The sequence below is a fragment of the Profundibacter amoris genome (assembly GCF_003544895.1).
Taxonomy (GTDB): domain Bacteria; phylum Pseudomonadota; class Alphaproteobacteria; order Rhodobacterales; family Rhodobacteraceae; genus Profundibacter; species Profundibacter amoris.
In genome coordinates, this window is sequence record NZ_CP032125.1 from 1963614 (window position 1) to 1977669 (window position 14056).

Consider the following 14056-nt stretch of genomic DNA (forward strand, 5'->3'; position numbering starts at 1 on the left):
AGATACCTGCGAATAAATGTCATTCTGTCGGACAAGGCCAGGCCGCAATCGCCGAATCAAACGCCGGATGGCGCAGCTCGCTGCCCACGGTGATTCCCAGCCCGCGCGCCATGCCGCCATTGATTTCCAGAATCATCAGCACATTGTCACCGCCATCAATCGGGGTTTCATCCAGCGGTTTGGCATTTTCGGCAATTCTGGTCACACGACCGGTTTCGTCCAGAAAAAGCATATCCAGCGGGATCAGCGTGTTTTTCATCCAGAACCGCGCAGTATGGGGGCGTTCATAAACAAACAGCATGCCGGCGCTGGCCGACATTTTCTCGCGAAACATCAGCCCTTTTTGCTGTTCCTCGGCATCATCGGCCACTTCAACATTGAAATGCGCCTGCCCCCAGTCCCCGCGAATATCAACGGCACTGGTCGAGCAGGTTTCGCTTGCTTGCGCAAAACCCGCCCCGAGGGTCAAGAAAGCAATCAAGACCCCGCGCTTTATCATGATGTGGACCGAAACGATGAATCCCAGGACAAGACCTGTGTCGCCATACGGCCCCGTTCCCCGTCCGTGACGCGGATACTGATCGCTTCTCCCGGTTGCAAATCGGCCAGACCAGAGCGGTGCAGGATTTCAACGTGGATAAAGACATCTGCCGAGCTTCCGAACACATTGGCAAATCCGAACCCCTTGGCTTTGTCGAACCATTTCACCCTTGCCGGCTCCAGTTCACCCAGTTCCTCGTCTGCTTCCAGATCAGAAAAATCACTCATCCCGCCTTCGGCAGTGCCGACCGGGGGGGTGATTTTCAGTATTTCGACCGTCTGCATGCCTCGATCGGTTTCCTGAACCAGAATCTCGATTCTGGCCTGATCGGCAACAGAACTTTGGCCGAAATTCCGCAATACATTTGCATGCAACAGAATATCGGGGCCGCCATCATCAGCAACCACGAAACCGAATCCCTTGCCTGGATCGAACCATTTCACATGGCCCGTCACGGGTTGGCGCATATTGTTTTCTTCTTCGCTCATCTCATCGTGCTCATTCATGCCCTGCGCTGTTTCACTCTCTTAGCTTTACCAAATGGTCAACTATGTTCTTGCAAACTACCATTTTTTTGCAAGCGAAAAATATCAACCTATAAGCGAGCACTCGTTAAACAGTACAGTACTATGTTACGGGTTCAGACGCTGGATATTCCAACTGTCGTGTATTTTATCACGGGACCACCGGAACCGGTCATGCAATCTGAATGCTCCGTCGGCCCAAAACTCTATTTCCGTCGGGACAATCCGGTATCCGCCCCAATACGGGGGGCGCTTCGGGTTTGGCCCGTGTTTTGCTGTTACTTTTGCAACTTCTGCCATCAAAGCTGCGCGTGTTGTTAATGGTTGCGATTGGTGCGAGGCCCAAGCCCCCAATCGGCTTTGTAATGACCTGCTATTGAAATAGGCATCCGACAGGGCATCTTCAACCTTTTCCACAAAACCGCGCACCCTGATTTGCCGACGCAAGGATTTCCAATGCATGACAAAAGCAGCCTTGCCGTTTCCTTCTATTTCCAGCCCTTTCGCACTTTCGTAATTAGTATAGAAAACAAAACCTTCCGGTTCTATTTCTTTCAATAGAACCATTCGTACATTGGGCATACCATCCGGGTCAACAGTAGCCAGGGCTATCGCGTTCGGATCATTGGGTTCCACGGCTTCGGCCTCGCCCAGCCATTGGCGGGCAAGTCTGAAGGGATCATCCCCTGAAAAGATACCGGATCGCTTTGTCATCTTGATTCCCTAACATCACCAGCGGATTACGATGGTACCAATGCCAAGGCAACCTATCCTTTCCGTTAAGTTTTGGTCCGCGCACCGCACTTGATGCCTTGCGCACAATCGCCTAAAGATTGGGTTCTTATTTAAAGGTGGCTGAAGGGCGCAAAATGTCAACAGGATTACTACAGGGAAAACGCGGGCTGATTATGGGCCTTGCCAACGACAAATCCATCGCATGGGGCATCGCCAAGGCCTGCGCCGATGCGGGTGCCGAACTGGCGTTCTCTTATATGGGGGATGCGTTCAAGAAACGGGTCGAACCATTGGCGGCGAAACTGGGCACGGAAATGTTGTTTGATTGCGATGCATCGAATGCGGACTCGCTGGATGCAATGTTTGCGGCGCTGGAAAAGGAATGGGGTACGCTGGATTTTGTCGTGCATGCCATTGGTTTTTCCGACAAATCCGAACTGCGCGGGCGTTATGTTGACACCTCGCCGGAAAATTTCCGCATGACGATGGATGTTTCCGTATACACCTTTACCGCCGTAACCCAGCGGGCAATCAAGATGATGCCCGATGGTGGATCAATCCTGACATTGACCTATTATGGCGCGGAACAGGTGATGCCGCATTATAACGTGATGGGCGTGGCCAAGGCCGCATTGGAAGCCTCGGTGAAATATCTGGCCGAGGATCTGGGCAAGGACAACATTCGCGTCAACGCCATTTCCGCAGGCCCGATCAAAACGTTGGCCGCCTCGGGCATTGGCGATTTTCGCTATATCCTGAAATGGAACGAACTGAACTCGCCTCTGCGACGTAATGTGACACAGGACGAGGTCGGAAAATCGGCACTTTACCTGCTCAGCGACCTTGCGTCGGGTGTTACGGGTGAAAATCTGCATGTGGACGCCGGTTATCACGTTGTCGGTATGAAGGCCGTAGATGCCCCCGATATTGATGTGGTTACGGGGCGCAAATGACCACAAGCGCCTTTATCACTGCTGTCCGCTTCCGCCCAATGGCTGCCGGCCTTGTCCGGCGCCAAAATCGCCGCCGCCTGAAATAGCAAAGGACTGCCATCATGAGCGATCGCCTCCCCCATGAAAAAGGGTTTCACATCAGCTGGGACCAGATCCACCGCGACAGCCGCGCATTGGCGTGGCGGCTGGATGGCAAAGGGCCGGATGACGGCGCATGGAAAGCCATCGTCGCGATCACACGCGGTGGCATGGCCCCCGCGATGATCATTGCCCGCGAGCTGGACGTGCGCACGGTAGATACCATCAGCATCAAATCCTACGACCACCAGCAGCAATCCGAGGCCAAGGTTCTGAAATCCCCCGACGCGGACATGATGGGCGATGGCGAAGGTGTCCTGATCATCGACGATCTGGTCGACACCGGCAAAACGCTGGAAGTGGTGAAAACCCTGTATCCCAAGGCCCATATCGCCACGGTTTACGCCAAGCCGATGGGCCGCCCGATGGTGGACAGTTTCATCACCGAGGTCTCGCAGGATACATGGATCTTCTTTCCGTGGGATATGGCCCTGCAATATGTCGAACCCTACCGCGGCAAGGATTAGGACCGTCACATGACCGACCCCGTCAACCCGGCCATGCGCGCCACCTTCCCGCCTCCGGTGATGGAAGCGCGGCGCTGGCTGGACGGGGTGGCGTTCACCCGTAACAAACCGCTGATCAATGTCTCGCAGGCCGCACCGGTCGAGGCCCCGCCCGACCCGTTGCTTGAGGCACTGGCGCAAACCGTGCTCGACACCCCCCAAGCGCATCTCTATGGCCCCGTTCTGGGGCTGCCCGCGCTGCGCGCCGAAGTGGCCTCGCAATGGTCCACAGCTTATGGCGGAAAGATTACCGAAACACAGGTTGCCATCACTGCCGGATGCAACCAAGCCTTTGCCGCCAGCATCGCTACACTGGCCGGCGCGGGGGATGATATTATCATTCCAACCCCTTGGTATTTCAACCATAAAATGTGGCTGGACATGCAGGGGATCAACACCATCCCCCTGCCCACAGGCACCCACATGTTGCCCGACCCAGAATTTGCCGCCAGCCTGATCACCGACCACACCCGCGCGATTGTGCTGGTCACGCCGAACAACCCCACAGGGGCCGAATACCCTGCCGGATTACTGCGGGCCTTTTACGATCTGGCCAAACGCCACGGCATCGCCCTGATTGTCGATGAAACCTACCGCGATTTCGACAGCCGACAGGGGGCGCCACATGACCTGTTCCATGATCCCGACTGGGCCGACACGCTGATCCAGCTTTATTCCTTTTCCAAGGCCTACCGTCTGACCGGTCACCGTGTCGGCGCGGTTGTCGCCAGCCAAAGCCGCCTGTCCGAGGTCGAGAAATTCCTTGATACCGTCGCGATCTGTCCCAACCAGCTGGGCCAGCACGCCGCCCTCTGGGGGATGCGGAACCTGTCGCAATGGCTGGCCGGCGAGCGCGCCGAGATCCTGTCGCGCCGCGGGGCTATTCTGGCCGGTTTCGGCGCGCTGGAAAAACAGGGCTGGACCCTGCTGGGCTGTGGCGCCTATTTCGCCTATGTCGAACACCCGTTCCCCACACCTTCGGATCAACTGGCACAAAATCTGGTGCGCGATGCGGCTGTTTTACTGCTGCCCGGCACCATGTTCATGCCCGAAAGCGATACCAGCGGGCAGCACCAGTTGCGCATCGCCTTTGCAAACATAGATTCCAGCGGCATCTCCCTGCTGTTTGACCGGCTGAAAGCCATCATGGCCTAGAGATATCCAAAACCGAAAAAAACCATCTGTTAATACCATCCGAACTGCATCGGACATACGGGTTTACCGCACCTTTTCATACACTTACAGATCAATCTCTCCCACGAAAACATATCCATTAAACCGGTTTAATAGAAACGTTGTCCGCAAGACGCCCACCAACCTTTTGCCTTGATCAAAGATTTGCCCCCGCCCTGCTCTTGCCCCCCGCCCCACAACCGCCTAAACATCGCTAAACACTATTCAGCGAGGGCCCCATGGCAAGCAGCGTTAAGAAAAAATCGGCCAATATTGTTGTCTGGATAATCCTGCTTTTACTTGTCCTTGGTCTGGGCGGGTTCGGCGTGACCAATTTTGGCGGCCGCCAAGCTGCTGTAGCCACCGTTGGCGACACCGAAGTGAACATCAACGAATACTACAACAGCCTGCAACAGGAACTGCGCAGCTATCAGGCGCAAACCGGCAAACCCATGCCGCTATCGCAGGCCATCGCGCTTGGCATTGACCGCAATGTCCTTGCCCGCCTGACAACGGCCGCGACGCTGGACAATGAGAACAAACGCATCGGCCTGTCGGTTGGCGACGAACGTGTGCGCACCGAAATTCTGGCCACCCCCGCCTTTCAGGGGCTGGACGGAAAATTCAGCCGCGAAAATTACCGTGCTGCCCTGCGTGGCGCCGGGATGAGCGAAGCCGAATACGAGGATAAAATCCGCGCCGAAACCGCCCGCACCCTGCTGCAAGGCGCCATCATGAACGGCACCGCTGCCCCTGCGGCAATGACCGATGCCTTTATCGAATACACCCGCCAGCGGCGCAATTTCAGCTGGATCAAACTGGATGCAACCACCCTGCCCGAACAGGTGCCTGAACCCACGGACGAGCAGCTAAAAGCCTATTACGACGCCAACACTGCCGATTTCACCGTGCCGGAAAAGAAACGTCTGGCCTATATCTGGGTCACCCCCGATATGATCGTGAACAAGATCGAGGTCGCCGAGGAAGACCTGCAAAAGGAATACGACAGCCGCGCCGATGAATATCAAAAACCCGAACGCCGTCTGGTTGAACGCCTGATCTTCCCCGATGAGGACGCCGCCAAAGCCGCCAAGGCCCGTCTGGATGCGGGTGAAGCCACATTCGAGGATCTGGTCAAGGAACGCGGTCTGGCCCTGCTGGACATCGATCTGGGCGATGCCACGATTGAAACTCTTGGCGACGCGGGCGAAGCCGTATTTGCGATGGGCGCCCCCGGCGTCATAGGCCCGATCAACACAAACCTTGGCCCTGCCCTGTTTCGCATGAACGGCATCCTGCCCGCCCAGACAACCACGCTGGAAGATGTGCGCGAACAGTTGCAAAACGAACTGGCCATGGACCGTGCCCGCCGCCAGATTTCCGCCAGCATCACCGAAATCGATGATCTTCTGGCCGGTGGCGCCAGCCTGCAAGAGGTGGCCGGCGAAACCGATCTGGAACTGGGGCAAATCGACTGGTCCGAAGGCGACACGGACGGCATCGCCGGTTACAACGCGTTTCGCGAGGCCGCATCGGCAGTTCAGAGCGGCGACTATGCCGAAGCCAAAGAACTGGACGATGGCGGCATCTTTGCAATCGAATTCGTCGAAACCGTTCCTGCGGCCCTGAAACCGATGGAGACCGTCATTTCCGATGTGATCGCCGGTTGGGAGAATGAAGAAACCGAGAAACGTCTGACCGAACTGGCCGACGGCCTGCTGGCCCGCCTGAACGAAGGCCAGACACTTGAATCCCTGGGCTACCCTGTCACCACCGAGGAAGAAATCTTGCGCAATGCCAATATCGAAGGCATGCCTTTTGGCATGGTGCAGACCGTGTTCGAGATGGACAAGGGACAGGCCAAAACCATCGATGGCAACGGCGTGGTCTATCTGGTGCGGCTGGACGACATCCTGCCACCCGATGAAAACGACCCCGATCTGGCCGCCACCCGCAGCGGTCTGGACACCGCCATTGCGCAGGCCCTGTCGGATGACATTTTCACAGCCTATGTGACCTCGCTGCAAAGCCAGGCGGGCGTATCCGTCAATACAGCGGCAATAAACGCCGTTCACGCCCAATTCCCGCAATAGCATCCAAAGGCTGATCCCGTGGCACTAACCCCGACTATTAAAGCCTTCGAGGCCGGTTTCAACAGCGGCAAGAACCAGCTGGTCTATACCCGTCTGGCCGCCGATCTGGACACGCCGGTTTCCCTGATGCTGAAACTGTCCGAGGCCCGCACCGACAGTTTCATGCTGGAATCGGTCACCGGCGGCGAGGTGCGCGGGCGCTATTCGATCATCGGCGCCAAACCCGATCTGATCTGGCAATGCCACGGCGAGGCCAGCCGGATAAACCGCATGGCCCGCATTGACCGCGATGCTTATCAAGAACAGGCAGGCAAGCCACTGGACAACCTGCGCGCCCTGCTGGCCGAAAGCCGCATTGACATGCCCGACGATCTGCCGCCCGCCTCGGCCGGTCTGTTCGGATACCTTGGCTATGACACCATCCGGCTGGTCGAACACCTGCCCGATGTAAACCCCGACCCGCTGGGTCTGCCCGACGCGGTACTGATGCGCCCCTCGGTCGTGGTGGTGCTGGACGGGGTAAAAGGCGAAGTGATCGTTGTGGCCCCCGCATGGGCCGACAGCGGGCTATCGGCCAAAGCCGCCTATGCGCAGGCCGCCGAACGGGTGATGGACGCGGTGCGTGATCTGGAACGCCAGACACCCGACGCCGCCCGCGATCTGGGCGATGCCGCGCCCATCGGCGACATCCGCTGCAATTTCACTCACGAGGGCTATAAGGCCGCCGTGGAAAAGGCCAAGGACTACATCCGCGCCGGGGACATCTTTCAGGTGGTGCCAAGCCAACGCTGGGCGCAGGATTTCACCCTGCCGCCGTTTTCGCTCTATCGCAGTTTGCGCCGCACCAACCCGTCGCCGTTCATGTTCTACTTCAACTTTGGCGGCTTTCAGGTGATCGGCGCCAGCCCCGAAATTCTGGTGCGGGTGTTTGGCCGTGAAATCACCATCCGCCCGATCGCCGGCACCCGCCCCCGCGGCGCCACACCGGACGAGGACCGCGCGCTGGAAGCCGACCTGCTGGCCGACCAGAAGGAACTGGCCGAACACCTGATGCTGCTGGATCTGGGCCGCAACGATGTGGGCCGCGTGGCCAAGATCGGCACGGTGCACCCGACCGAGGAATTCATCGTCGAGCGCTACAGCCATGTGATGCACATCGTATCCAACGTGGTGGGCGAGTTGGCCGATGATCAGGACGCCCTGTCGGCGTTCTTTGCCGGTATGCCCGCCGGCACCGTGTCCGGCGCGCCCAAGGTGCGCGCGATGGAGATCATCGACGAGCTGGAGCCGGAAAAACGCGGCATCTATGGCGGTGGCGTGGGTTATTTCGCGGCCAATGGCGACATGGATATGTGCATCGCCCTGCGCACCGCGGTGGTCAAGGACGAGGTTCTGTATATCCAGGCCGGCGGCGGCGTGGTTTACGACAGCAACCCCGAGGCCGAGTATCAGGAATCGGTCAACAAATCCAAAGCCATCCGCAAGGCCGCCGAGGATGCAGGGCTGTTCGTGCGCGGGCGCAATTAGGGAAAAACTATACGTTCACCCCGAAAATGATACCGGCGGCAAGGACCGCAAAGGATATGGCGGCAATCACCAGCATCCGTGTCGTTGAAGGCGTTGCGCTTGCGGCATCCGGCATTTCCAAACCGGCGTTTTCTGAATGCTGCGCGTGGTGCGGCACAGACGATTGCGCCACAGGCTTTGGTATATCATCCCCCATCCCGATCATGCTTTCATGTGGCCGCACAGTCATCATGCCATGTTTCAATCCGCGCGACACCAGCCACCAGTTAATCGGATAGGCCGCAATAAACCCGACCAGCAGCGACATCGACATGACAAACCAGAACCGGTGCGACGCGGGATCATCCGCGCCTTCGATGCTGCGCATCAAAATCATCATTGTCGGCATCATACCTGCCATCAGCCAGTTCATCGAAACCAGTTCGGCGTAAAAGGTTTTAGCCAGTGCTTGTTTGTAGGACCCAAGCATCGCCTTCATCGCAAGGGCCTGAAAAATCGCCCAGCCAAAACCGAACCCCAGCATATATTCCAACAGCATTTCCGATGGCCTGCCCATATGGACAACAGCCCCGATAATGGCACCGGCCAGAATGCCTATGCCATCCCCCGCAACGCAATGCATGGTGGACCCAAGCACCTGACGCCAACGGGTCGCGATGTATTTTTCATGCAATCCCGGTAATGGCTCGCGGCAACCGAACACATACAAGAACGCTCCAAACGGACCGATATAGGCCGTTAGCAGGATAAACCCCCATTTAAGCACCGTTTCCTCGGGGGTCTTCCAGATATCGACAACAACAAACAGAACCGAAAGGGCGGTCAGGAAAAACCACATCAGTATTATGCCGTCAACGAACTGCAATCCATCCATCGGAAAACCCACCTTCTGTTGCGCATGGCAAGGCTAGCCGGTCTTGCCGTGGTTTACCAAGAAGCTCTTTCAAATCGTCTTTGGCGGATATAGTCGCACAAATGCAGGGTCAGCCATATACAAAAGCAAACTGCCTAAGTCGGATCAGGACCAAATATGGAAATATCCAACCTACCCCCCCTTTAACACCGCCGAAACCGGCGCAATCGCCACACTGGCGGCGCGGTCTTCCAGCGCCCATAGCACCAGCGCTTCGATGGTTTCGGGGCGGGTGGAGCCCAGCATAATCACACTGCCTTCTTGCACCGCTCGAAACGCCGCGCGGTCCAGATATTGGCGGATGGCAGGCACTTCTTCGTTCCCCGCGTCCAGTTCCCGATAGATCAGCGCCGCAGGCACCCCTTCGCGTTGCGCCGCTTTCTGGGCCGAATTCAGCCCCTTGCTGGGCGTCACCAATCCAAATCCGCGATCGGCCAGAATACCCGCGATCTGTTGGGCTTCGGCGGATGTTGCATCACGATCCAGAACCGCCACGGCTTCGGGGATCGCATTCATATAAGCCTCGAATGCAACGGCAACATCGCTGGCACTTGCCCCCTTTGGCAGGTTCGTTACCAACAAAACCTCGAAACCGGCGGCCCGATAGCGCGCCGCAGTTTTGCTGGCGTCATCACGCGTGGCATCAATCGCAAAACTAAGCGGAAATGGCAGATGCGCCAGCGCATCATCCGATACCGGCGCATCTGGATCATCGATCAGAACCACAGACAGCATCGGCTTGGCATCGGGGTTATCAAACGACATAGCATAGCTGTTCAATGCCCCATCAGTGGTTTGGTCTGCCTCCGCCTGATCACCTGTAACAGGTGTGTCTGACTCAGGCTCGGTCGTGCCACCAATAGTGGGCAAACGGCTGATATTTGCGCCTGTTGTTTCTGCTTCCGGTGCCGCATCGGCCTCGGGGGTTTCGGCCTGCGGTTCTGTTGCCGCTTCGTCAGATGGCTCTGGCGCCGTGATTTGCGGCAATGCTGCTATTCTGGGTTCTGCGGTTTGTGTTTCCGGTGTGGCTGGCTCAACCACATCCTCTTCAACAACCTCGGGCGCAGGGTCCTCTTGCGGTGTGACAACCTCGGCTGCTGAATCCTCGGCCATGGCTTCGGACATCTCCGGCGCAGGCGCTGGATCTTCGCTCGCAGGCGTTTCCACAGGTTGCGCCATTTCAGATACTTCCGGTTCAACTGCTTCCGGCACTGCCCGAGTTGTCACTTCGGAGGTAACCGGCTCAACCGTTTCCTCGGCCTCTACAATTGGCGTTTGCGGGGCGGCGACTTCTGCCTGTTCTTCAACCGGCGCGGCGGGTTCCGCCTCGTCAACCGGATCAGCCGCAGGTGCTTGTTGCGGATCATTCATGGTCGCGTCTGAAGCACCATCCGATGCCTCATTCTGCGTTGTATCAACAGGTGCGGTTTGCGGCTCCTCTGCCGGTGTTTCCGGTTCCGGGGCTATTACGGGATCAACTGTCGTCGCCTCGGGTTCGGCTTGCGGTTCGGCCACAGCATCCGGCGTGTCCACGGTGGGCGCGGACGTTTCCGGCTGGGCCACTTCGGGCGCAACAGCGGGTGCTTCTACAACCGGTTTTTCCGGTTCAGACATCGGCGCAAGCACCACGCGGCTACCATCCCCCGCCAACAACGAGGCACCGGCCACGCCAGCCCCCGAAACCACAAGTCCCCAGACTACACCTGAAACAAATCCGCGTGCCATAATCGCTCTGCCTTATGCTACCTGTATCGCGCCTATTGTTGTCGGGCCTTGACCCTATGACGCCTCTGGGGGATGTATAACCCGACACAGGCGCATATTCACCCATTTTATGCGCCAACAGGTAAATGAAAGCGAAACTATGCTGCTTCTGATCGATAATTATGACAGTTTCACCTATAATCTGGTGCATTATCTGGGCGAGCTGGGGGCCGATGTTGTGGTCAAACGCAACGACGCCCTTGGCGTGAACGAGGCCATGGCGATGGCCCCCGAGGCGATCCTGCTGTCCCCTGGGCCGTGCGATCCGGCACAGGCGGGGATTTGTCTGGAACTGACCAGCGCCGCTGCGGGTGCGCAGGTGCCTTTGATGGGGGTTTGTCTGGGCCATCAGGCAATCGGCGAAATGTTTGGTGGCAAGGTGGTGCGCTGTCATGAAATCGTGCATGGCAAGATGGGCAGCATGAAGCATGACGGCACCGGCGTCTTTGCCGGTCTTCCCTCGCCGTTTGACGCGACCCGTTATCATTCGCTGATTGTCGAGCGTGCGAGCCTGCCCGATTGTCTGGAAGTCAACGCCGAGCTTGAGGATGGCACCATCATGGGCCTGCGCCACAAGGAATTGCCGATCCACGGGGTGCAGTTCCACCCTGAATCGATTGCCTCGGAACACGGGCATAAATTGCTACAGAATTTTCTGGATATCGCCGGCATCAAGACCAAAGAGGTGGCCGCATGAGTGACGCGTTAAAACCCCTGATCCACGCCGCCGCCGAAGGCCCCCTGACCCGCGAACAGGCCGAACAGGCATTCGGTATCCTGTTTGAGGGCGAAGCAACGCCCAGCCAGATCGGCGGCTTGCTGATGGCGCTGCGCACCCGTGGCGAAACGGTGCAGGAATACGCCGCCGCGGCCAAGGTGATGCGCGACAAATGCAACGCGGTAAAGGCACCGGCAGATGCGATGGACATCGTCGGTACCGGCGGCGACGGCAAAGGCACGCTGAATATTTCTACAGCCACGGCCTTTGTGGTGGCGGGGGCTGGCGTGACCGTGGCCAAACACGGCAACCGCAACCTGTCGTCCAAATCCGGCGCGGCCGATGCGCTGGGGCAGATGGGTATCAACGTGATGGTCGGGCCGGAAGTAGTTGAAAAGGCGCTGGAATCCGTCGGCATTGCCTTTATGATGGCCCCCATGCACCACCCCGCCATTGCCCATGTCATGCCCACCCGTGCCGAACTGGGCACGCGCACGATATTCAACATCCTTGGCCCGCTGACCAATCCGGCCGGTGTGAAACGCCAACTGACCGGCGCCTTTTCACGCGACCTGATCCGTCCGATGGCCGAGACGCTGGACGAACTGGGGGCGGAAAAAGCCTGGCTGGTGCATGGCTCGGACGGCACGGACGAATTGTCGATCGCCGGTGTCAGCTGGGTTGCCGCGCTTGAGGACGGCAAGGTCACCGAATTCGAGGTAAATCCAGAAGACGCCGGCCTGCCCGTGCATCCGTTCGAGGATATCCTTGGCGGCACGCCTGCGGAAAACGCCGTGGCCTTTCGCGCCCTGCTGGACGGCGAAAAATCCGCCTACCGCGACGCGGTGCTGCTGAACGCTGCCGCCGCCCTGCTGGTTGCGGGCAAGGTGGACAATCTGAAGGATGGTGCCAAGCTGGCCGCCCAAAGCATTGACAGTGGCGCGGCCAAGAAAAAGATCGAGGCACTGGCACGGCTGACTTCCGCCTAGGTAAGGTATACCCTGCCTGCATGGTGGCCTGAATTGTGATACATTTCCCCTATTGGTTTTACCATTTTCAATAGGGAGACACCCAATGCCCCTCAAAATATTCTGGACTCCGGACGGCATCACACTCGACAGCATCCGCGACAAACGTCTTGTCGATATTTCCGACGGCGACACCCCCAATATCCGCATGAATGTGCGCATGTTGTCGATTGATACCCCCGAAAAACGCCCCACCGGCAAGATCCGCAACAAGGACGAGTTGCAGGCGATGTTTCAGGAGGTCGCCACATGGATCGAAACCGGCGGTTCACCGGTAAACGCCAACCTTGCCGCCCATCTTGTTCCCCGCCTGAAACGCAGCGATGCCGTGGCCAACCATCTGGCACAGGGCGCCCAGGCCACCGCCGCCCACGAAGGGCTGGTGGAAACCAAACTGCGCCGCCCCACCGGTTCCGTGCGCCCGCTGTTCGTGCGGGTGGCGGATCAGCGGTTCGACCAATACGGCCGCCTGCTGGCCTATGTCGCCCCCAGCTATTCCGCCGCCGAACGCCGCAGCATGACCCGCCGTGAGCGCGCCACCTTCAATTTCCTGATGATCGAAAACGGCTGGGCAGCACCCATCATCCTGTTCCCCTCGATCCCCGGCGAAAAGGATCTGCCCATGGTGCAAGAGGCCGGACAGGAGGCCGTCACCCAAGGCAAAGGCGCATGGGCCGACGACAAACTGCTGACCGGATATGAATTTCGCAGCTGCGAGCGCCTTGCCGCGCTGAAAAAGAAACTGAACGGGCGCAGCAAGCTAAATCGCGGCGAATGGGCCGGCTGGATCCACCGCTATTGCGCCGATATGTCAACCGGCACACTCTATGCCCCGCAGGACTATTGCCTTGTCGCACCCCAAAACCGCATCTTTATCTGGCAAGACGACGTGCGCCGCGCCGTGGCCGAGTTGAACCTGACGCCATCGGATGCATTGATCGGGGTGTAATAGCCTTCTTCTTTCCGCAAATACCTCTGCCGGAGGCCTCAAACCTCTTTTCCGGCAGGGGTTACGGGCAACCGTTTGCCAGAAAATCCGCCATCTTGCCCCAGACGTCATCCCCCGACAACACAAGTTTTCCACCCGTAATCGCCTCTTGAACCACCGGCGCGGAAAGCACCTCGCCACAAACCCGCAGTTCCACGGCTTCGCCAACATGCCGCCCGGTAAATTCCCCCAGCGTCACCCGGTCTTCGGGCGAGAACTGCAATATCACCATCGGCATGCCTGCCCCGTCAAATCCGTTCTGGAATTTCACCTGCTGTGCAGGTTTGAACACATCCGCGCCCGCCGAAAATGCCGCAGGCAATCCTTTTCCTGACATAGGAGCAGGCAGCACACCCGTCGTTGTCGGTTCTCCACAACTGCCCAGAACCAAGGCGAACACCATCGCAATCGCGCGAAAAACCTCGTTAATTACATTATCCCGTACCAATTCCATA

At 58.2% G+C, this 14056-nt stretch carries 14 protein-coding genes; 8 read left to right on the forward strand and 6 right to left on the reverse strand.

What is annotated here, in order from left to right:
* Window positions 1-19: 19 nt before the first annotated feature.
* From BAR1_RS09820 to pdxH, 3 genes are all read right to left on the reverse strand, one after another.
* Window positions 20-481, reverse strand: a complete 462-nt coding sequence (locus BAR1_RS09820) for a DUF192 domain-containing protein (protein WP_407681509.1) — start codon at window positions 479-481, stop codon at window positions 20-22.
* A 14-nt stretch (window positions 482-495) separates the two neighbouring features.
* A complete protein-coding gene (locus tag BAR1_RS09825) occupies window positions 496-1047 on the reverse strand; it encodes a cold-shock protein (protein WP_228408529.1) in 552 nt (183 codons plus the stop codon).
* Between the two features lie 126 nt (window positions 1048-1173).
* The gene (gene pdxH, locus BAR1_RS09830; protein WP_118942858.1) at window positions 1174-1779 is read right to left on the reverse strand and encodes a pyridoxamine 5'-phosphate oxidase; all 606 of its coding nucleotides are present in this window, start codon (window positions 1777-1779) and stop codon (window positions 1174-1176) included.
* A 155-nt stretch (window positions 1780-1934) separates the two neighbouring features.
* Here pdxH and fabI point away from each other — a divergent pair, with 155 nt between their 5' ends.
* The 5 genes from fabI (at window position 1935) to trpE (ending at window position 8190) form a co-directional block, all read left to right on the forward strand.
* Entirely contained in the window at window positions 1935-2753 is an 819-nt protein-coding gene (fabI, locus tag BAR1_RS09835; RefSeq protein ID WP_118942859.1) for an enoyl-ACP reductase FabI, read from the forward strand.
* A gap of 101 nt (window positions 2754-2854) precedes the next feature.
* Complete coding sequence (gene gpt, locus BAR1_RS09840; protein ID WP_118942860.1) at window positions 2855-3358, forward strand: xanthine phosphoribosyltransferase; 504 nt, start codon at window positions 2855-2857, stop codon at window positions 3356-3358.
* Between the two features lie 9 nt (window positions 3359-3367).
* Window positions 3368-4552, forward strand: a complete 1185-nt coding sequence (locus tag BAR1_RS09845; RefSeq protein WP_118942861.1) for an aminotransferase — start codon at window positions 3368-3370, stop codon at window positions 4550-4552.
* 257 nt (window positions 4553-4809) lie between these two features.
* On the forward strand, window positions 4810-6663 hold the full coding sequence (locus BAR1_RS09850) for a SurA N-terminal domain-containing protein (protein ID WP_118942862.1): 1854 nt from the start codon (window positions 4810-4812) through the stop codon (window positions 6661-6663).
* Between the two features lie 18 nt (window positions 6664-6681).
* Complete coding sequence (trpE, locus tag BAR1_RS09855; RefSeq protein WP_118942863.1) at window positions 6682-8190, forward strand: anthranilate synthase component I; 1509 nt, start codon at window positions 6682-6684, stop codon at window positions 8188-8190.
* A 7-nt stretch (window positions 8191-8197) separates the two neighbouring features.
* Here trpE and BAR1_RS09860 read toward each other — a convergent pair whose 3' ends face one another.
* The gene (locus BAR1_RS09860) at window positions 8198-9064 is read right to left on the reverse strand and encodes a DUF4396 domain-containing protein (RefSeq protein ID WP_118942864.1); all 867 of its coding nucleotides are present in this window, start codon (window positions 9062-9064) and stop codon (window positions 8198-8200) included.
* 171 nt (window positions 9065-9235) lie between these two features.
* Window positions 9236-10828: a divergent polysaccharide deacetylase family protein gene (locus BAR1_RS09865; protein ID WP_118942865.1), complete on the reverse strand. Its 1593-nt coding sequence runs from the start codon at window positions 10826-10828 to the stop codon at window positions 9236-9238.
* A gap of 139 nt (window positions 10829-10967) precedes the next feature.
* On the opposite strand from BAR1_RS09865, the gene BAR1_RS09870 reads away from it, so the two are divergent.
* From BAR1_RS09870 to BAR1_RS09880, 3 genes are all read left to right on the forward strand, one after another.
* Window positions 10968-11564 (forward strand): anthranilate synthase component II, encoded by a 597-nt coding sequence (locus BAR1_RS09870; protein WP_118944424.1) that lies wholly within the window; start codon window positions 10968-10970, stop codon window positions 11562-11564.
* Entirely contained in the window at window positions 11561-12574 is a 1014-nt protein-coding gene (gene trpD, locus BAR1_RS09875) for an anthranilate phosphoribosyltransferase (protein WP_118942866.1), read from the forward strand. The genes BAR1_RS09870 and trpD overlap by 4 nt, the downstream gene beginning before the upstream one ends.
* 85 nt (window positions 12575-12659) lie before the next feature.
* On the forward strand, window positions 12660-13562 hold the full coding sequence (locus BAR1_RS09880) for a thermonuclease family protein (protein WP_118942867.1): 903 nt from the start codon (window positions 12660-12662) through the stop codon (window positions 13560-13562).
* Between the two features lie 61 nt (window positions 13563-13623).
* Here the strand turns inward: BAR1_RS09880 and BAR1_RS09885 are convergent, their stop codons facing one another.
* On the reverse strand, window positions 13624-14055 hold the full coding sequence (locus tag BAR1_RS09885) for a SecDF P1 head subdomain-containing protein (RefSeq protein WP_118942868.1): 432 nt from the start codon (window positions 14053-14055) through the stop codon (window positions 13624-13626).
* Window position 14056: the final 1 nt, after the last annotated feature.

Coding starts and splice junctions, on each gene's coding strand:
- BAR1_RS09825 (WP_228408529.1), bottom strand. CDS start 1,047: ATGAATGAGCACGATGAGATGAGCGAAGAAGAAAACAATATGCGCCAA.
- fabI (WP_118942859.1), top strand. CDS start 1,935: ATGTCAACAGGATTACTACAGGGAAAACGCGGGCTGATTATGGGCCTT.
- pdxH (WP_118942858.1), bottom strand. CDS start 1,779: ATGACAAAGCGATCCGGTATCTTTTCAGGGGATGATCCCTTCAGACTT.
- BAR1_RS09885 (WP_118942868.1), bottom strand. CDS start 14,055: ATGGAATTGGTACGGGATAATGTAATTAACGAGGTTTTTCGCGCGATT.
- BAR1_RS09880 (WP_118942867.1), top strand. CDS start 12,660: ATGCCCCTCAAAATATTCTGGACTCCGGACGGCATCACACTCGACAGC.
- BAR1_RS09845 (WP_118942861.1), top strand. CDS start 3,368: ATGACCGACCCCGTCAACCCGGCCATGCGCGCCACCTTCCCGCCTCCG.
- BAR1_RS09865 (WP_118942865.1), bottom strand. CDS start 10,828: ATGGCACGCGGATTTGTTTCAGGTGTAGTCTGGGGACTTGTGGTTTCG.
- BAR1_RS09870 (WP_118944424.1), top strand. CDS start 10,968: ATGCTGCTTCTGATCGATAATTATGACAGTTTCACCTATAATCTGGTG.
- BAR1_RS09850 (WP_118942862.1), top strand. CDS start 4,810: ATGGCAAGCAGCGTTAAGAAAAAATCGGCCAATATTGTTGTCTGGATA.
- BAR1_RS09860 (WP_118942864.1), bottom strand. CDS start 9,064: ATGGATGGATTGCAGTTCGTTGACGGCATAATACTGATGTGGTTTTTC.
- trpD (WP_118942866.1), top strand. CDS start 11,561: ATGAGTGACGCGTTAAAACCCCTGATCCACGCCGCCGCCGAAGGCCCC.
- gpt (WP_118942860.1), top strand. CDS start 2,855: ATGAGCGATCGCCTCCCCCATGAAAAAGGGTTTCACATCAGCTGGGAC.